The organism is Yoonia ponticola (assembly GCF_014199395.1).
Taxonomy (GTDB): domain Bacteria; phylum Pseudomonadota; class Alphaproteobacteria; order Rhodobacterales; family Rhodobacteraceae; genus Yoonia; species Yoonia ponticola.
On record NZ_JACIJM010000005.1, the window covers coordinates 189,699 to 208,594 of the forward strand.

Annotated in this window: 19 protein-coding genes; 5 read left to right on the forward strand and 14 right to left on the reverse strand. The window is 54.2% G+C overall.

Going from position 1 to position 18,896, the window contains the following annotated elements; genetic code table 11:
- The 7 genes from FHS72_RS10335 to FHS72_RS10365 all read right to left on the reverse strand — a co-directional run bounded on the left by FHS72_RS10335 (nt 1) and on the right by FHS72_RS10365 (nt 6,852).
- Nucleotides 1-1,452, reverse strand: coding sequence for a TadA family conjugal transfer-associated ATPase (locus FHS72_RS10335; protein WP_183528763.1), 1,452 nt, complete (start codon nt 1,450-1,452; stop codon nt 1-3).
- Between the two features lie 17 nt (nt 1,453-1,469).
- Nucleotides 1,470-2,717, reverse strand: a complete 1,248-nt coding sequence (locus FHS72_RS10340) for a CpaE/TadZ family protein (RefSeq protein WP_183528765.1) — start codon at nt 2,715-2,717, stop codon at nt 1,470-1,472.
- A 259-nt stretch (nt 2,718-2,976) separates the two neighbouring features.
- Nucleotides 2,977-3,627 carry an OmpA family protein gene (locus FHS72_RS10345; RefSeq protein ID WP_183528767.1) on the reverse strand — a complete coding sequence of 217 codons (651 nt, stop codon included), beginning with the start codon at nt 3,625-3,627 and terminating at the stop codon, nt 2,977-2,979.
- Nucleotides 3,628-3,641: 14 nt separating this feature from the next.
- Complete coding sequence (locus FHS72_RS10350) at nt 3,642-5,069, reverse strand: type II and III secretion system protein family protein (RefSeq protein WP_183528768.1); 1,428 nt, start codon at nt 5,067-5,069, stop codon at nt 3,642-3,644.
- Between the two features lie 262 nt (nt 5,070-5,331).
- Nucleotides 5,332-6,201: a Flp pilus assembly protein CpaB gene (cpaB, locus tag FHS72_RS10355; RefSeq protein WP_183528770.1), complete on the reverse strand. Its 870-nt coding sequence runs from the start codon at nt 6,199-6,201 to the stop codon at nt 5,332-5,334.
- Nucleotides 6,202-6,270: 69 nt separating this feature from the next.
- A complete protein-coding gene (locus FHS72_RS10360; RefSeq protein WP_183528772.1) occupies nt 6,271-6,459 on the reverse strand; it encodes a hypothetical protein in 189 nt (62 codons plus the stop codon).
- A gap of 189 nt (nt 6,460-6,648) precedes the next feature.
- Nucleotides 6,649-6,852, reverse strand: a complete 204-nt coding sequence (locus tag FHS72_RS10365) for a Flp family type IVb pilin (protein ID WP_183528774.1) — start codon at nt 6,850-6,852, stop codon at nt 6,649-6,651.
- A gap of 354 nt (nt 6,853-7,206) precedes the next feature.
- Between FHS72_RS10365 and FHS72_RS10370 the strand changes: the two genes are divergently transcribed.
- Nucleotides 7,207-8,028 carry a lytic transglycosylase domain-containing protein gene (locus FHS72_RS10370; RefSeq protein WP_183528776.1) on the forward strand — a complete coding sequence of 274 codons (822 nt, stop codon included), beginning with the start codon at nt 7,207-7,209 and terminating at the stop codon, nt 8,026-8,028.
- Between the two features lie 101 nt (nt 8,029-8,129).
- Here FHS72_RS10370 and FHS72_RS10375 read toward each other — a convergent pair whose 3' ends face one another.
- The 7 genes from FHS72_RS10375 to tldD all read right to left on the reverse strand — a co-directional run bounded on the left by FHS72_RS10375 (nt 8,130) and on the right by tldD (nt 16,062).
- Nucleotides 8,130-8,753, reverse strand: coding sequence for a 3-oxoacid CoA-transferase subunit B (locus FHS72_RS10375; RefSeq protein WP_183528778.1), 624 nt, complete (start codon nt 8,751-8,753; stop codon nt 8,130-8,132).
- On the reverse strand, nt 8,753-9,448 hold the full coding sequence (locus FHS72_RS10380) for a CoA transferase subunit A (protein WP_183528780.1): 696 nt from the start codon (nt 9,446-9,448) through the stop codon (nt 8,753-8,755). The genes FHS72_RS10375 and FHS72_RS10380 overlap by 1 nt, the downstream gene beginning before the upstream one ends.
- 79 nt (nt 9,449-9,527) lie before the next feature.
- A complete protein-coding gene (locus FHS72_RS10385; RefSeq protein ID WP_183528782.1) occupies nt 9,528-10,070 on the reverse strand; it encodes a L,D-transpeptidase in 543 nt (180 codons plus the stop codon).
- Between the two features lie 115 nt (nt 10,071-10,185).
- Nucleotides 10,186-12,843, reverse strand: a complete 2,658-nt coding sequence (gene topA, locus FHS72_RS10390; RefSeq protein WP_183528784.1) for a type I DNA topoisomerase — start codon at nt 12,841-12,843, stop codon at nt 10,186-10,188.
- Nucleotides 12,844-13,001: 158 nt separating this feature from the next.
- Complete coding sequence (dprA, locus tag FHS72_RS10395) at nt 13,002-14,126, reverse strand: DNA-processing protein DprA (protein ID WP_343042675.1); 1,125 nt, start codon at nt 14,124-14,126, stop codon at nt 13,002-13,004.
- An 89-nt stretch (nt 14,127-14,215) separates the two neighbouring features.
- Nucleotides 14,216-14,641, reverse strand: coding sequence for a hypothetical protein (locus FHS72_RS10400; RefSeq protein WP_183528788.1), 426 nt, complete (start codon nt 14,639-14,641; stop codon nt 14,216-14,218).
- A complete protein-coding gene (tldD, locus tag FHS72_RS10405) occupies nt 14,641-16,062 on the reverse strand; it encodes a metalloprotease TldD (protein WP_183528790.1) in 1,422 nt (473 codons plus the stop codon). The genes FHS72_RS10400 and tldD overlap by 1 nt, the downstream gene beginning before the upstream one ends.
- A gap of 196 nt (nt 16,063-16,258) precedes the next feature.
- Between tldD and coxB the strand changes: the two genes are divergently transcribed.
- From coxB to FHS72_RS10425, 4 genes are all read left to right on the forward strand, one after another.
- Nucleotides 16,259-17,089 carry a cytochrome c oxidase subunit II gene (gene coxB / locus FHS72_RS10410; RefSeq protein ID WP_183528792.1) on the forward strand — a complete coding sequence of 277 codons (831 nt, stop codon included), beginning with the start codon at nt 16,259-16,261 and terminating at the stop codon, nt 17,087-17,089.
- Nucleotides 17,090-17,151: 62 nt separating this feature from the next.
- A complete protein-coding gene (gene cyoE / locus FHS72_RS10415) occupies nt 17,152-18,096 on the forward strand; it encodes a heme o synthase (protein WP_183528794.1) in 945 nt (314 codons plus the stop codon).
- Complete coding sequence (locus FHS72_RS10420; protein ID WP_183528795.1) at nt 18,096-18,296, forward strand: hypothetical protein; 201 nt, start codon at nt 18,096-18,098, stop codon at nt 18,294-18,296. The genes cyoE and FHS72_RS10420 overlap by 1 nt, the downstream gene beginning before the upstream one ends.
- Nucleotides 18,296-18,895, forward strand: a complete 600-nt coding sequence (locus FHS72_RS10425; protein ID WP_183528796.1) for a cytochrome c oxidase assembly protein — start codon at nt 18,296-18,298, stop codon at nt 18,893-18,895. Before FHS72_RS10420 ends, FHS72_RS10425 begins: the two co-directional genes overlap by 1 nt.
- The last annotated feature ends 1 nt before the right edge of the window (nt 18,896 follow it).

The following is an 18,896-nucleotide window of genomic DNA, read 5'->3' on the forward strand; positions in this document are numbered from 1 at the left end:
TTACTCCGCAACCATGGGTTCAAAAATAGCTGCGGGCAGGTCGTAGCCCCACAGCTTAAAGCGGTCGGAATACGCGGAACGCACACCGGTCGCGGTAAAGTGGCCGATAATTTTGTTATCGGGAGTCAGGCCGACGCGCTGGAAGCGGAACACTTCCTGCATGGAAATAACGTCGCCTTCCATGCCTGTGATTTCAGTGATGGACGTCATACGACGCGACCCGTCTTGCAGACGCGAGGCTTGCACGATCAAGTTCACCGCTGATGAAATCTGGGATCGCACCGCCTTCAAAGGCATTTCGATACCGGCCATCGCGATCATGTTTTCCAAACGCGAAATACCATCACGCGCGTTGTTGGCGTGAATTGTGGTCATGGACCCGTCGTGGCCCGTGTTCATCGCCTGCAACATGTCGATAACTTCTTCGCCACGCGTCTCACCCACGATGATCCGGTCAGGACGCATCCGCAGTGCGTTTTTCAGACAGTCGCGCGGTGACACTTCGCCTTTGCCTTCCACGTTTGGTGGACGGGATTCCATTCGACCCACGTGGATCTGCTGGAGCTGAAGTTCCGCTGTATCCTCGATTGTCAGGATACGTTCGTTGTTGTCGATGAACGATGACAGGGCGTTCAGCGTCGTTGTTTTACCAGAGCCCGTACCGCCGGAGACGATGATATTCAGGCGGGTCGCAACGGCGGCTTGCAAATAAGCGGCCATTTCTTCGGTAAAGGCACCAAAGCGGACCAGATCGTCGATCCCCAGCTTATCCTTTTTAAACTTACGAATGGACACCAGTGATCCATCCACCGCAACGGGCGGCACCATGGCGTTGAAACGTGATCCGTCTTGCAAGCGCGCATCGACGTAAGGGTTGCTTTCGTCAACACGACGACCCACGGCGGACACGATCTTGTCGATGATCCGCATCAAGTGCTTTTCATCTTTGAAGGTCACGTCCGACAATTCGAGCTTACCGTCGCGTTCCACAAAGACCTGCTGCGGACCGTTCACCAGAATATCGTTCACGGTGTCGTCTTGCAAAAGCGTTTCAAGCGGACCAAGGCCCGTTACCTCAAAGTATAATTCCTGCGACAAAGTCGTCCGCTCTTCGCGGTTCAGAACGATACCCATTTCCTCAAGCGATTCGGAGGCGATGGCGTTGATCTCAGCGCGCAAGTCCGCCTCAGAGGCGGATTCGAGTGCGGCAAGGTTCAGGTTATCAAGCAATGCCTTGTGCAACTCTAGCTTGATCTCGCTAAGACGTACCTTGCGGCGTTTCTCTTTGTCAGCGGCGGCGACATCGACGACTGCTTTTGTCGGCATCACGCGCATTATCGATTTCTTTGCTGCGATGTCGGAAACAGGTTCGGCAACCGCAGCTAAGTTCGACTTTGCGGTCGTTTTGGTAGTTTCACCACCAGCATTAGGTTTTTTATATTTAGAAAACATTAATTTGTTCCTTTGCCTTAGCCTTGAACGGCTTCAGACGCGCCTACTTCGTGGACCGATTTCGCGAGTTTCGCGATTTCCTTACGCAATGCATTTTTTGGCAGACCTGCACCCAATGGCAGACCGTGGTCCGCGTTTTGTGCGACGGGCTTGCCACCGTCGGGCAGTAAAACTTCGATGCTGATGCCAAGGCTGTCAGCCAACCGTTTGATACGGGCTTTGCCGTTCAAATCGGTGAAACCAGGCGCGCGGTTCAGCACAAAACGAATTTTGTCGAATGGCAAATCTTCGGCTTGGAGCGCGCGTTTCATCCGCAGTGTGTTCTGCGCGGACCGCATATCAAGCTCGATCACGCCGAAATAAACATGGGCTGCATCAAGCACAGTCTGGGACCATTCCACCATCGTGGACGGCATGTCGATGACGACATAATCAAAGTGGCTCGCCGCCAAATCGATGATCCGTTGAATGTCTTCGGGGCCGACAAGATCAAGCGGGATCATGTCAAACGGCGCTGTCAGGACGTGCAGTTTGTCTTCGTATGGCGTCAGCGCATGCAAGAAAGATTCACTGTCCATGGATTCTGTGTCGCCGAGCAATTCAACGATGTTCTCGCGGCGGGGCAGGTCCAGATATGTGGATGTCGTGCCGAACTGGAAGTCAAAGTCGAGCAGGCAAACCTTTTGCGCTTCGACTTTTTCCAGCGTGGCCAATTCCCATGCGAGGTTTACCGCCATGGTCGTCGCACCGATGCCGCCGGACATGCCGTGGACGGGCATGATGACGCCATTCTTGCCGCCGCCGCTTTTCTTGCGGGGCGCGTCGCCGTCGGTTGGGGCAACTGACATGGTTTCGGCCGGGGTAAGTACCCGTTCGATCGCACGGGCCAGTTCGTTCTCAGGAAGCGGGTAGGGGACAAATTCGTCGCCACCTTCGCGCAATAAATTGTGCAACGCGGCAGGGCTGACGTCTTCGGTAATCAGAATGACCTTGATGTTTTTGGCTTTGGCGCCTGCGATGATCTCTGTGATCAAGGCGAGCCGATCTTCGTCCTCGTGATCCATTGCAATGGTCAGGAACTTGAGCGACGCAGCATCGGGCTGTGCGAGGAATGGAATGGCGTCATCAAACGACAAATCGCCCCATTGTTCACCAAGGGCTGCTTCCATGTCCTCAATGAGCAGATCAAAAATCTGCACATCACGGCTGACTGTACAGGCGACAATCGGTTGGGGCTCGTGCTGCAAAACTGCGCTGCTCATCATTCAAATCCTCATCATTGCAGGATTTTTTCCGTCAACTTTGGGGCGGTAATATTTCGCCCCTTGGTCAATCGGCCCGCATAAGTGAATGCGGAGAAATCCCTTTGATGTGGTTTTGGCCCTCAAACATGTCGAGATTTTGGCCAAAAGATCGCCTTTGTGCGATATTTGGCAACGATCATGGATATTTTTAAACGTTGTTGACGCGACCCGTTAAGGCCGCGTCAACATTTTGGATCAGATAAAGAGGTGTTATCTAGGTCTAGCCACCCGAAGCAGTCGGTGCTTGTGTCTGGGTGACTGTTGTCGGCGGGACAGCGCTTGCGACGTATTCGCGGAAGATAACAGCCGCGTATTTGCCGTTCAGCTCCATACCATCGCCATCGACGAAACCGGATACCTCGGTAATCGTGCGACGGTTGCGGCGTTCCATGGATTGTGTCGCAACAAGCGGCTGTTCTTCACCGAATGATACGAGAGCTTCCAAACGGGACCGGCTGATGCCTTGTGACGAAAGATATGCCACAACAGCTTGGGCGCGGCGCAAACCAAGTTGACGGTTATACGCATTAGACCCAACCAGATCGGTATGGCCGAACACTTTGAAGCGCACTTCTGGGAATTGTTTGATCCAGTTGGCCTGCTGGGTCAGCGTCGCACGTGCGGCGCCGTCCAGTACGTCAGAGTTGAATGCAAAGTTCACAGTCGATTCTACTTCGGACGCGAACCGGCGTTGCAAGTTGATGGTCAACCCGTTCTGGCCTGTTTGGGCCATATGGTTGGTCATCGTCGCATTGCCGAAATCGCTATTGTCCAGTTCGGAGCCAAGCGGGCGATCAAACGCCCCACCTGATGTTTGGTCACACGCTGCTAGGAAAGCCAGTGCAGCAAGGGCTGACAGATAGATTTTCATTGGATCATTCCCTCTCAATCGTCCAGCACGTAGCCGTAAGACCCGCTAAAGTCTTGGCGCGCAACTTCGCCAGCACCACCAGTTGTTGGTGCATCGCCTGCGGCAACACGGCCAAACAGGAACAATTCACGCTCGGTCGGTGGACGCACACGATCAGTTGGCAAGGCAAGCGCTTCGCCGCGTGTTGGTGTGACCAGATGTGGTGTCACGATGATCACCAGCTCTGTTTGTTTACGTGCATATTCCGCTGACCGGAACAGAGACCCAAGCACAGGCACGTCGCCCAGCCATGGCACCTGACCATTCAAATCGGTAAAGTCATCAGACAACAGCCCTGCAATAGCAAAGCTTTCACCGTCACGCATTTCAACAGTCGTTGATGTTTCGCGACGTGTGAATGCGTCTACAGTTAAGCCATTCACCGAAATCCCGTTTGATGGATCGATGGACGATACCGCAGCAACCAATTCGAGGTTGATGATGTCTTGATCGATAACCCGTGGTATGAAGTTTAGTTCAACACCAAAAGGTTTGTATTCAATCGTAACACCGCCTCCATCACTTGAGCCAGGAACAGGATACTCGCCACCAGCAAGAAACTTTGCTTCTTGGCCGCTGAGGGCCGTCAAGTTTGGTTCTGCCAATGTGCGGACAACGCCGCGGCTTTCCAAGGCTTCCAACAAGATGCCCACTTCAAGGCCACCTGCGTTAAATCCAAAGAGGAATGCCCCATTGCTTTCGTTCGATCCGGGGATTGAACCGCCGAACGTATTTGCGACACCAGAAGAGTTATTCAACGTGCCTGTGCCCGCTGATACACCCAAGTCACCGCCAAGGCCTGTGCCTTGAACCGCAAGTGAGGATGAGAGTGATTTACTGACTGACCGCTGCATTTCTGCAAAGCGGACTTTCAACATAACCTGCTGTGTACCGCCAACAACCATCAGGTTCGAAACCCGCTCTGGTGCATACCGGTTCGCCAATTCAAGGGCGCGGTCCAGACGGGCGATGGATGATACCGTGCCTGAAAGGACAATGCCGTCGTTGGCTGTGCGCACTTCAATGTTTTCGCCCGGTAGGATCTGTTCCAGACGCTCTTTGAATTCTGCGATGTCGGGGGTCACGTGGACCTCGACGTTCGTAATCAGGCGCCCATCGGCCCCTAATAAAGTAAGTGTTGTGCGCCCTGGTTCCTTGCCAAGCACATAAATTGTGCGGTCTGACAGCGACGAGATGTCGGCGATGCCAGGGTTTGCAATTGATAATTCCGTAAACGCAGAATCGCTTTCGACGACAACGGCGCGGTTCATTGGCACTTGCAGTGCGCTTGAAGTCGAGCCGCGTAATACGCGTAAAGTTTCTGCGGCACTTGAGGTTGGCACTGTCGCGAACGACAATGCCAAGCCCGCAAGTGCGGCCTTGATAAAGTTCGAATATGTCATGGTGACCTGCCTCTCCGATCACGCCTCGTTAAATGGGTCTTAGCGCCCGGTGTGGGGTGACGATGCATTGGTTACGCATTTATTGCAAGAATCAATGCGTTGGAGGTCGCTCCTTATGTGGATAACTGGCAACAGATGGTGCCAAACCCCTTGTGTGGACGCGACAAAATGAGCGGCTGCAGTGTCAATAAGACAGCGTCGCCTATGAAAAAAGGCACCGCTGTTGTCAGCGATGCCCCATATTTCTGTCGTCCGGTGCCGCTTAGTTCGTGCAGGGGATCTCAACTTCCACAACCTGAGCACCGCTGCGCTGTTTGATGAAACACTGCTTTGGGGCTTCAACAACAGCCGGCGCTTCGACGACAACTTCGGGTGCTTCTTCGACGCCAAGCAGGGTGCGCTGATCCATTGCGATGGCGGCAAGAGTTTCTGTATCTCCGGCACCAACAAGCGATAATGACAGCTTTCCGGTCGCGCTGGCTTGGGTCAATGCGGCAACGTGGGCTGGGGTGACTTGAACTGTAACGGTCCGCGCGATTGCAGCATCGCTGCGGTTGTTGTCCGCGGTCTGGTCAATCGCGATCAATTCAACTGATGTCAGGATCAACTGAGTAATGTTCTCGTTGTTACCACCTGCCGTGCGCATGTTGCCGGACCAGTAAACGTCAACGCGGTCGCCCGGGCGCAAGAAGCCGGACACACCGGATTGCACGTCGACGCTAATCGCAAAGGCGCGCATTCCAGGGCTTAGCAAGGACGTGATACCCGCGATTTCACCAGGTGACGTGACTTTAACAGCTAAAACGGGTTCGTTGATCTCCATCGGGCGGGTCACAACACGCAGTTCTTCGTCACCTTCAGGGAACAAAGCTTCTTCAGTGCGAAACACACCTTCAGGAAGGTGGGGTTCGGCGTATTGAATGAGTTGAACATCATCAGCCGTAAGTGTTTCGCCGTATTTCATCGGGCGATTAACGGCATAAACTGCGACCGTTGGGGTGGCAGCTGTTGCGCGTTGCAGCAATAGGTCACGCTCGTTTTGCGTCTGACTGACGTAACCGTTCACCATATATACAGCAAAGCCCGCGAGCCCCATGCCGATAATCAGGACTAAACCGAAAACTGAACGCATTTTATTTACCTCAACATTTTTTTATATTCACAAACCGTACCCATATTCGAGCTTACAGCTTATCATTTTTTAGTCGGAAGCTTGATTGCCACTTTCATTCACTACGTCCACGATCTGACTGGTCCGAGCTACCGCACCAGTTTGAATCGGCGCAAATACGATCGCGGCGAGTATCACAACCGCTGCGGTTAGCACAACCCAATCGACGGTGACTGCTCCGTCTTCGTCCCGACTGAAATACTCAAAGAATAATTTCATAGTGAGTCCCTAAGGCATAGAATTTCAATTCTAAGGTGATACATTTATGTGGCGCAAAAATGTCTGCAATGTGAGGTTTCAGTGGCCAAAGTGGCAGTATTGAAATAACTTTAAGGCCGCATTGCTAAAGCAATGCGGCCTTAATTAGCGAAAACAGATAAACTGAATCACGCTACACTAAATTCCGAATTATGGAGTAGTAGCCGTCACAGACAGTGTTCCGGCGGACGCGCCGATGTCAGCAACGATATCGCCAGCTTTGTCGGTAGCTGCTGTGTTTACAGCGTTACCAACAACAAGACCCAGAGCAACGATTGCAGCTGTCAAAACAACCCAGTCTACTGTTACTGCGCCGTCTTCGTCGTTTGTGAAGTTTTTAATAAAGTTAAGCATTTAATTCCCTCCTCAGGGTATCGCTAGATTTTCTATGACCTTGGCGGATCGTCTCGTGCCGGCCTCTTGTTGGCTCGATCCCCGCTTTGGATGTGTTAGTTTTGACGGTTGATTGCGGCAAGAATTTGTCGTGGTTGGTGCAATTTTGCGCCCCAACGCGAAAAGTCGTGTTTTTCGTTTAAGTCACGGTTTTTGCTGCAATTTAAAGTATATCCCTATTGAGTTAACCCTACGATCCGTTGCGTTTTGGCGTCCAATTGAAACTGAATTGACCCATTGTTTTCGTTTTGCTGGTAATTGAGCCGGAAACTGGCATGAATAGTAGTAATAAGAAACGTCGGCAGGACATTGGTAATGTATATTCGAACCGCTTTTGCAGCGGCGCTTGCGCTTATTTGCGCTGCTGGGCCCATCGCGGCTGAAATTAAGCGCCTTCAACCAGACTTTACGTTCCGACGGGTGACCGTGCCAACCGCTGGTGCATCCAACCGTATTAGTGTGCAGGTTGCGCCACGTGCGCCCGTCACGCCTGCGGCCGCTGGAACGCCCGCGTCGGCGCAACCACAGCAACCGCGGACGTCTTCTGGGATGGAATGGTTCTGGTCATCCGTGTCGCCCGCCCGCGCTGATACCGGCCCAGGTCGGCTTGAGATCGCATTAAACCTGATCAACAACCCTCCGGGCGGCAATTCGGTGCCTGCACCGCGATTGCAGACGCTTCAGGACATCGCCCAAACGCACGGCATGACGATTCTACGCGAAACAGTTGGGACTGACGTCTCGCCTGCTCTTGTTCTTGCGCTGATCTCAATCGAAAGCGCTGGGCAGGTTCAGGCGGAAAGCCACGCAGGCGCTGTTGGTTTGATGCAACTGATGCCAGCCACGGCTGCGCGATTCGGTGTCACAGACCGCGTTAACCCTGCTGAGAATATCAAAGCAGGCGTCGCTTACCTCGCTTGGCTCATGAAACACTTCGATAAAGACCCGATTCTCGTGTTGGCGGGTTACAATGCGGGCGAGGGGGCTGTGCGCGACAACAACGGTGTGCCACCTTATCCAGAGACCCGCGCTTATGTGCCAAAGGTTCTCGCCGCATTCAATGTCGCCAAAGGCCTGTGCCAAACGCCGCCGCAGTTGGTGTCTGACGGCTGCGTTTTCGCTATATCCAATCGGTAGGCTGACTTCATTTCGCCAAAACAACTCTCGCCGAAGGCATAAAAGTATAAAGGGCCGGATCATCGCGATGATCCGGCCCTTCTTTGTTTGTGTCGCAGATATTAAACGATTGTAGCTTCGGTTGCCGCGCGCAATTCGTCTTCTGTCACGCCGTCTGCTGTTTCAACGATCCGCAAACCGCCTTCGACAACATCCAGCACGCCAAGATTTGTGATAATCCGGTCCACAACACCTTTGCCGGTCAGTGGCAGCGTGCATTCTTTCAGCAATTTGCTGACGCCGTGCTTGCTGGTGTGATCCATCACGACAACCACGCGACCGACTCCGGCGACCAGATCCATCGCGCCGCCCATCCCCTTGACCAGCTTGCCGGGAATCATCCAGTTCGCAAGGTCGCCTTTTTCATCAACTTCCATCGCACCAAGAATCGCCATGGCGATTTTGCCGCCACGGATCATCCCAAAGGATTGCGCCGAATCGAAATAAGCCGTCTGCGGCAGTTCCGTAATCGTCTGCTTGCCTGCGTTAATCAGATCAGCGTCGATGTTTTCCTCGGTCGGGAAGGGGCCCATGCCCAACATCCCGTTCTCGGATTGAAGCGTCACTTCGACACCTTCAGGAATGTAGTTCGACACCAGCGTCGGAATCCCGATGCCAAGGTTCACATATGTGCCGTCTTCCAGTTCCTGCGCCGCACGCGCGGCCATTTGGTTACGATCCCACATTACGCGCTCCTCACTGTGCGTTGCTCGATCCGCTTTTCGTGATCGCCTTGGATGATCCGGTGGACATAAATGCCCGGCAGGTGAATGTGATCGGGGTCTAGCGACCCTGTCGGCACAATTTCTTCAACTTCAACGACACAGACCTTGCCGCACATCGCAGCAGGTGGGTTAAAGTTGCGGGCCGTTTTGCGGAAAATCAGGTTGCCTGTCTCGTCGGCTTTCCATGCTTTCACGATGGCCAGATCAGCAAAGATGCCTTTTTCCATGATGTAAGTCTCACCATCGAAATCTTTGTGCTCTTTGCCTTCGGCAATCACCGTACCGACACCAGTTTTTGTATAAAAACCTGGAATGCCACAGCCGCCAGAGCGCATACGTTCAGCCAATGTGCCTTGTGGGTTGAATTCCAGCTCTAGCTCGCCGGACAAATATTGACGCATAAATTCAGCGTTTTCACCGACATAGGACGAAATCATCTTTTTGACTTGCTTGGTTTGCAGCAAAATTCCGATGCCGAAATCATCAACGCCTGCGTTGTTCGACGCAAATGTCAGGTCTTTCGTGCCAGCAGTTTTGATTGCGTCCAGCAAAAGCTCTGGAATACCGCACAGTCCAAAACCGCCCGCTGCTATAAACATCCCGTCGTGCAAAAGCCCATCAAGGGCCGCCGCTGCGTTGGGGTAAATCTTCTTCATCCCGTCTCTCCCATATCAGTGCCGCATTGATGAATTGCCCTAGGGCAAGTGTCAATGAAATGCGGCACTGCAGCGTAGGTTAGAGAACGCGGACTTGTGTCCCCATTGGGGTAATTTCAAACAAATCAGCGATTTGTTCGTTGTACAGCCCGATACATCCATCTGACGACGGACGTCCGATTTTGCGCGTATCGTGTGTTCCGTGGATCAAATACGCAGGCCACGACAGATACATCGCATGCGTGCCAAGCGGATTTTCCGGTCCGGGCGGCATGTATTCCCAGCCAAACCGTTCACGTTGTGACGCTGTTGGCGTCCAATCTGGGCCAACGCGCTTGCGCACGATTTCCGTATAACCGCGTTTTGTCAGCTCGTCGGTCAATGGAACAGACGTTGGATAGACGTGATACGTATCGCCTTTCCAAAAATGAAGCGCACGGCTGCCCGTGTCCGCAACGATTGCGGCAACGCCGAGCGTGTCAAAGTGGTCCTGCCAGTTTTGTGCGACAAATTTTGCGGTGTTGCGCGTGGTCGGGGTCGCTGACTGCGAATATGCGGGGGCTGCGAGTAGTGCCGCGGCACCGGTCAGTACCGACCGTCGTGTCAAACTCGATTTAATCATGAAAACTCCTGCTCTTTTTTTAAGAGATACGGATGCCTAGCATATCGGTCAACAAACGCACGATCACAAGGTCGTCAGGGGGCGGAAAAGCACCGCCCCCGTGTATTTCATTGCGTCATTCAGCAGGTTTTGCCTTTGCAGCAGGTTTTTTAGCGGCTGGCTTTTTAGCGGCCGGTTTCTTTGCTGCGGGCTTCTTAGTCGCTGGTTTTTTAGCGGCTGCTTTCTTCTTTGGTGCTGCTTTTTTCTTGATGGTTTTGCCGGACTTCGCGGCCCGTTCATCAAGCAAATCAACAGCATGAGCTAACGTCAGATCGGCAGGTTCAATTGTGTCAGGGATAGTCGCATTGATCTTCTCCCATTTCACATAAGGCCCGTATTTACCGTCATAGATGTTAACCGGACCACCAACCTCTGGGTGTTCGCCCAACTCACGGATTGGCGTCGCAGCCTTGCCACGTTGACCGCGAGACGCGACTTTTTCCGCCAGCAATTGCACGGCGCGGTTCATCCCGACGGTCCAAACCTCGTCGATGCCTTCTAGGTTCGCGTTGGTGCCGCCACGGTGCGACGTGCTTTCCGCGTGCTTCAGATACGGGCCGTACCGTCCGATATTGGCCCAAACCATCACGCCATCTTCGGGGTGCGGCCCGATCTCGCGTGGCAATTCCAACAGTTTCACTGCCTCGGCCAATGCAACCTCTTCAGGGTTCCAATCAGGCGGCACACCTTGGCGCGGCGGTTTCTTGTTTTCTTCAGTCACAGGGCCGCGCTGCACATAAGGGCCAAAGCGCCCTTTGAAAACACGGATTTCGTCGCCCGCATCATCGCCTAACAGTTTGCCATCCGGTGGGATCGCAGAGGCCTCGGCCTCTGGGTTCGGCGGACCAAATGGACGCGTGTAACGGCATTCCGGATAGTTAGAACACCCGATAAAGGCGCCGCCGGACCGTGCGGTCCGCATCGACAAACGACCCACGCCGCAGTTTTTACAGGCACGCGGATCAGAGCCATCTTCCTCAGGCGGGAACAAATGTGGCTCAAGCACTTCGTTAATTTTCTCAAGAACTTCGGTGATCCGCAGGTCCGCTGTTTCAGCAATCGCAGCCGAGAAATCACGCCAGAAATTCGCGAGAACTTTTTTGTAATCACCATTGCCAGCGCTGACTTCATCAAGCTGATTCTCAAGATCGGCGGTAAAATCATAGCCGATGTATTTTTTGAAATAGTTGGACAAGAAGGCTGTAACCAACCGACCTTTATCCTGCGGAATCAGGCGGTTCTTGTCCTTTTCCACGTAGCCGCGATCCTGAATCGTCGTCACAATCGACGCATAGGTCGATGGGCGGCCGATGCCGAGCTCTTCCATGCGTTTCACGAGCGTCGCTTCAGTGTAGCGTGGCGGCGGTTGGGTAAAGTGCTGTTCCGGCGTGACCGTTTCTTTAATGGCTTTTTCACCTTCATGGATTTGCGGCAGACGCTTATCGTCATCGTCCACAACAGCATCGTCGCGGCCTTCTTCGTAGACGGCAATAAAGCCATCAAAAACCATGACTTGGCCGTTCGCACGCAGAACAACCTGTCCGTCGTCGCTGCCAATATCAACGGCAGTCCGCTCGAATTTGGCCGCCGCCATCTGTGACGCAATCGTGCGTTTATAGATCAGATCGTAAAGCTTTCGTTGATCCGAATCGACGATCTTAGCGGCAGCGGCATCCACCATCAGCTCCGTGGGGCGCACACATTCGTGGGCTTCCTGCGCGTTTTTCGCTTTGTTTTTATAGATGCGCGGGCTGGCCGGCACGTACTTTTCGCCGAACTTCTCTTTGATTGCATCGCGGGCAGCGGTCACGGCCTCGGGCGCCATGTCGATGCCGTCGGTCCGCATGTAAGTGATCAGACCGGCCTCGTACAAACGCTGTGCGACGGACATTGTTTGCTTCGCGCCCATGCCGAATTTCCGCGACGCCTCTTGCTGAAGCGTGGACGTCATGAATGGCGGCGATGGGTTGCGTGATCCGGGCTTGGCTTCGACTGATTTGATCACCAAATCGCGCGAATTGATCGCCTGAACCGCCATTTCGGCCTGCGTTGCGTTCTCGATCGAGAACTTATCTAGCTTATCACCCGCTAACGTCGTTAACCGCGCTTCGAATGTTTGGCCGCGTGGCGTTTGCAAGACGGCTTTCACGGACCAATATTCCTGGGCGCGGAAGATTTCGATCTCCATCTCGCGCTCGACAATGATCCGAAGCGTCACCGACTGCACACGGCCTGCGGATTTCGCGCCGGGCAATTTGCGCCATAAGACGGGGGACAGTTTAAATCCAACGAGATAATCCAACGCACGTCGCGCCAAATAAGCGTCGACCAGCGGCACATCGACCTGACGCGGGTTTTTCATCGCTTCGGTCACGGCTGTTTTCGTGATCGCGTTGAACACGACGCGGGACACAGGCGTGTCCTTCTTGATCGCTTTTTTCGCGGTCAAAGCTTCGGTCAAATGCCACGAAATTGCTTCACCTTCGCGGTCGGGGTCGGTCGCGAGGATCAGTTCGTTGTCGTCTTTCAGGGCGTCAACAATCGCTTTGATGTGCTTTTTGCTGTCGTTCGCGATCTCCCATTTCATCGCGAAATCGTCGTCGGGATCAACTGATCCGTCTTTCGGCGGCAGGTCTCGGACGTGACCAAAAGAGGCAAGGACTGTGTAGTCGCTGCCTAAATATTTGTTAATTGTCTTTGCCTTAGCTGGGGATTCGACGACGACGACTGGCATGAAATTCCTGTCAAAAAACGGTTTACGCAAGGTGTGCGCAAAATGTGGGGGCGTATGGATGAATGTCAATGCGTCTGTTTGGACGCAAGCACAATCCCTTTTTTGTAACCATTAACGTATTGAAATGTGATGAATTTATTTGCGGGGAATTCGGCCCGCTAGTTGGCACGTGCCAAAAGACCACCTGCATGACGTGTGATTTTGCCGTCCAATTCGAGGTCCATAAGCGCAGGTGCGATGGCCGTTGGGGGGGCTGCTAAATCGCGGATCAACTGGTCTTCTGCGATGGGTGATGGTCCCAATCGTTCCAATATTCTGGTGTGAAGTGCTGCGGTTTCGCGCAGGCTGCGGGGTGGTTTTGCGGCAGGTGGCGCCAGCGGTAAATCGGGTTGTTTCGGGGCGATGCTGCCGATCGCTTCGATCACGTCTTGCGCGGACCGGACCAGCAGTGCGCCGTCGCGGATCAACATATTACAGCCCGCCGCCCGTGCATCAAACGGATGACCGGGGACTGCGAAAACGTCACGCGCTTGATCTAATGCGTTGCGCGCCGTGATCAGACTGCCGGATTTTGCGGCGGCTTCGACAACGACAACGGCGCTTGCGAGACCCGATATAATGCGGTTGCGCGATGGAAAATGTCTGGCTTGCGCCTGCACCCCGATTGGCATCTCGGACACGCGTAACCCCATTTTGCCGATGTCTTGAGCCAACTTTGTGTTTTCGGTGGGATAGATGGTGTCGACGCCACCGGCTTGCACCGCGATTGTTCCGTTTTGTAGGCTGCTCAGATGCGCTGCTGTGTCGATACCGCGCGCGAGGCCGGATACGACGACAATGCCCGCTGCGGACAGGTCAGCCGCCAGTGCTTTTGCCATGCGGGTTCCCAACGATGACGCGTTCCGCGCGCCGACAAGAGCGACCATAGGGCGGTGCAGTAATTCCCGCCGTCCTAATGTCCAAAGCAAGGGTGGTGCGTCGTGAATTTCGCGCAGGGAAGCGGGATAATCGGGGCTGTCATCGGCGATTAATACCGCACCTGCCGCCCGCGCGGCCCGCAATTCTGCGTCAATAACCCCGATAGGGCAAATCTGGTAGTCGGACACGCCCGCTGCACGCGCAACATCTGGTAACGCCTGTAATGCGGCCTGTGCTGATCCATGCTCACCGATCATACGCCTATAGGTCGCGATTCCAACGCGGCGTGAGCGCAGCAAACGGAGACGGTGAAAAGATTCGTCTTCCGTGGTGGGTGGGAGTGGGGGGTGAGTGGAAGGTGTCACGTCTCCAATGTCCGTTCTCCGTTTGCTACACCCATAGTGTTAGATGGAAATTCTTAACAGGATATGAACAGTTTAAGTCAATCTGACCGCTATTTATGGGGAGGCAGGCGATTTAGTCGGCGCAAAACGGCAAAATTTGTAGCGCCATATATCGCACCAACCAGAAGACCAGCCATCAAGTACTGCTGACCAAACAAACCAAATCCCAATGCGCCACCAACGCCGGTGCCGATTGTGAACCCGATGAACACGAATCCCATTTGCCTGTTAAAAACGAACTGCACGACCGGAACCATGATGGCAAGGGGCAGCCAACTAACGACCACGGATGCGGCAATAACACCTGTGTAAGCACCTACAAATCTGACGGGGTCCGCCGCTGTCATGCTGTAAGGTAGTGAAAAGATCGCAAATGCTATTGCGAAGGCAATAGACGGCAGGCCAATCCAGCATACTGCCGCCGCTTGGACCGCGTCACCCCAGCTAACATCCCGATAAGCCGCCGCTTTTCGCATTACGCAGCAGCGCCACCTACCGTCAGTCCACCGATCATCAGGCTTGGCTGGCCCACACCAACAGGCACCCATTGCCCCGCTTTGCCGCAATTTCCGATGCCCGGATCAAGCGCCATATCGTTGCCAATGCCGCGAATATGCTTGAGCGCGGTTGCACCGTCACCGATCAGCGTGGCGCCTTTCACAGGCGCGCCGATAACACCGTTTTTCACGCGATACGCTTCGGTGCAGCTAAACACGAATTTGCCGTTTGTGATGTCCACTTGACCACCACCAAAGCCAACCGCGTAAATCCCGTCTTTCAGGCCAGCAACCAGCGATTCCGGACTGTCAGGCCCCGACAGCATATATGTGTTGGTCATGCGCGGCATCGGTGCGTGCGCGTAGCTTTCGCGCCGACCGTTGCCCGTGGGGGCCACGCCCATTAACCGTGCGTTCTGGCGATCCTGCATGTAGCCGACCAACACACCGTCCTCGATCAGCGTATTTTTCGCGCTTGGCGTGCCCTCATCATCGACGGTAATCGAGCCGCGCCGATCAGGAATCGTGCCGTCGTCCAATACAGTCACGCCTTTTGACGCGATCTGTTGGCCCATCAGTCCGGCAAAGGCGCTGGACCCTTTACGGTTAAAATCACCCTCTAACCCGTGACCGATCGCTTCGTGCAACAAAATACCAGGCCAACCAGGCCCAAGCACCACGTCCATCACACCAGCGGGCGCAGGTTCAGCGTCAAGGTTCACAAGGGCGATCCGCAACGCTTCGCGCACGGCAGGTTCCCAGTTATCGCGCGAAATCAACCCGATCAGTCCGGCGCGACCACCGCCGCCAGCCATACCGCTTTCGCGTTGGCCGTTTTGCTCGACAATAATACTGACGTTCAAGCGCGACATGGGGCGGGTGTCGGTGACAAGCACGCCGTCGGGACGCAGAATCAGGACTTCTTGATGCGACGCGGCCAGCACGGCAGAGGCCTGCACCACACGTTTATCCAGACTGCGCGCAAATTCATCAATCTCGCGCAGCACATCGATTTTCGCAGGGAAAGTGGCCTGTAACATTGGGTCTTCGTCGGAATACAGCTTTTTATTTGTGCCAATCGGACCATCGGCCATCGTGCCGCCGCCATCACCGACAGCCAAACGGGCGGTGGACACGGCACGCTTCAGCGCATGTTCATCAATCGTGGTGGAATGGGCGTAGCCTGCGGTCTCGCCCTTCACAGCCCGCAGGCCGAATCCTTCGGAGGCATCAAAACTAGCAGTTTTCACACGACCATCGTCAAACGAAAGCACTTCGGACCGCCGCCGTTCTAAAAACAATTCACCGTCATCAGCCCCATGTGTGGCCTCTTGCAGCAACGCAAGCGCCGTGTCGCGGTCGAGATTTGTGTCAAACGGACGGAATGGATCGGCGGACATGCAGGTTTTCCCTTCGGAATGATGGTACAAAGGACAAAAGCGTCCGTTTGCCGCAACAGCGGTTCTTGAGTTGTTCATTCAAATATGGGACTAGAGCGGCAGGTTACAACGGGATTCCGTCGCGAGGTGAAGTGTTTCGCTCAAGATGTAGCCCGAACGATTGCGCAGATGTGCGCCAAGACAGACAGGACATGACATGCGACTGACGACTATCGCGACATCACTTTGGGCCTCTGCGGGCCTGATTCTTGCAGGTGCTACGGCATCCGCCCAAGAGGTCAATCAAGAGCTGGAAATCATCGGCCAGCCGACTTATGGCGCGACCGGCTTTCAGCCAGCATCAACCGAACTTGCCCGCGATTTGCAGTGGCTCGACGGCATGTTGCTGGTGATCATCACTATCATCACTTTGTTCGTGACTGGTCTGATCGCATGGATCGTGATCCGCTTTAACAGAAAGTCGAACCCGACACCGTCGACCTTCACACACAACTCGCCGTTGGAAGTCGCTTGGACGATCATTCCTGTTGTGATCTTGGTCTTTATCGGCGCGTTCTCGTTGCCCGTTCTGTTCAAGCAGCAAGAAATCCCAGAAGCCGACATCAACATCAAAGTAACTGGTTACCAGTGGTACTGGGGCTACGAATACACCGACGATCAAGTGTATTTCGAAAGCTACATGCTGGCTGAAGAAGATCTGGAAGACTACGGTTACACCCAAGACCAGCACTTGCTCGCCACAGACACAGCCGTTGTTGTGCCGGTTGGTGCGACAGTCGTGATGCAAGTCACTGGCGCGGACGTGATCCACTCTTGGACAATCCCAGCATTTGGCGTGAAACAAGACGCGGTGCCAGGACGTTTGGCCCAACTTTGGTTCGCAGCTGAGCAAGAAGGCATCTACTTTGGCCAGTGTTCAGAGCTTTGCGGCAAAGACCACGCCTACATGCCAATAACTGTCAAAGTCGTAAGCCAAGAAAACTACGACGAATGGCTGGTTGCTGCAAAAGAGCAGAACCCAGCATAATAAAACAAAGGTGCGTGGCAATCGCGCACCTTTTCCCCCTCGCTGAATAATCGGACATCCGCATGAGCGACATGAGCCTCAACGAAACAATCCACCCAAAAGACGGGCACGAGCCGTCGATGGGGGATTACTATGCTTTGATGAAGCCGCGCGTCATGTCGCTGGTTGTATTCACCGCATTGGTTGGTTTGTTGGTGTCCCCCGTGCCTGTGCATCCGTTCATCGGCTTTGTCGGCATTTTGTGCATCGCAGTTGGGGCAGGGGCCTCTGGTGCGCTGAACATGTGGTGGGACGCGGATATCGACGCGATCATGAAGCGGACAGCGAAACGTCCGATTCCATCTGGTAAAGTAGCCCCGGGCGAGGCGCTGGGCATCGGCGTCGCATTGTCCTTCTTTTCGGTCGTGCTGCTATGGCTCGCGACCAATGCGCTGGCCGCTGGTCTACTGGCGTTTACCATCTTCTTTTACGCCGTGGTCTATTCCATGTGGCTGAAACGCCTGACGCCGCAGAACATCGTGATCGGTGGGGCGGCTGGTGCATTTCCTCCGATGATCGGCTGGGCGGTAGCGACCGGATCTGTGACCATCGAATCAGTTTTGATGTTCATGCTGATTTTCATGTGGACGCCGCCGCACTTCTGGGCTTTGGCCTTGTTCGTGAAAACCGATTACGGCGATGCAGGCGTGCCAATGTTGACCGAAACCCACGGCCGCGACAGCACCCGCAAACACGTCATCGTTTACACCGCGCTGTTGGTGCCTGTGGCGATTGGCCTTGGGTTCACATCGATTGGCGGGCCTGTCTACCTGACTGTCGCCGTCCTAATGAACGCATGGTTCTTCAAAGGCGCCTACGACATCTGGAAACGCGACGACGCGGCAGCAGACGCTGACAACTACGCCGTCGAAAAATCCGTCTTCAAAGTCTCGCTCTATTATCTTTTCGCGCACTTCGTGGCGCTGCTGATCGAAGCGGCCCTGCGTCTCAATACAGGTACATTCTGATGGCGTTTAAGGTCGAACATGAAATCCACCAGCGGCGCAAAGGCCGCAATATGGGCGTCGGGCTGTTGCTGGCGGGGATGATCGCGATTGTCTTTGGCCTGACCGTTGTCAAAGTGCTGCAACTTGGCGACGTGACCAAATTCGAGAAATTTGACCACGTCGCGCGTCCGCAAATTATTCCGGAAGAAGAGAGCAACTAATGGCACTTTTCCCCAAACTCCAAGGTCCGAACCGGACCGCCGCGCAAGCCGCGAGCGTTGTCGTCCTGATGGGCGGGCTCGCATGGGCATCCGTGCCGTTTTACGACTGGTTCTGCCGCGTCACAGGCTTTGGCGGTGTCACGAATGTAGCCGAAGCAAACCAAAGCGACGTTCTGGATCAAACGATCACGATCCGCTTCGATGGATCGCTTGAACGCGATATGCCGTGGGAATTCAAACCTGCGCAGCGTGAAATGACGTTGAAAATCGGCCAGACCGGCCTCGCGTTTTACGAAGCACATAACCCGCTCGACGTGCCGATTGCAGGGCAGGCGGCTTATAACGTGACGCCCTACGAGGCTGGCGGTTTCTTCGATAAAATCGAATGTTTCTGCTTTACCGAACAGGTTTTACAACCTGGTGAAACAGTGATGATGCCTGTCAGCTTCTTCGTTGATCCGGCTATCGTTGATGATCGTGAAGGCAAATATGTCCACACGATCACGCTTTCTTATACTTTCTACGAGATTGATCTGCCTGAGACGTATGAACAGGCAGCTTTGACAACACCGGCGCAAACCGCCATAGATTTGAACTAGC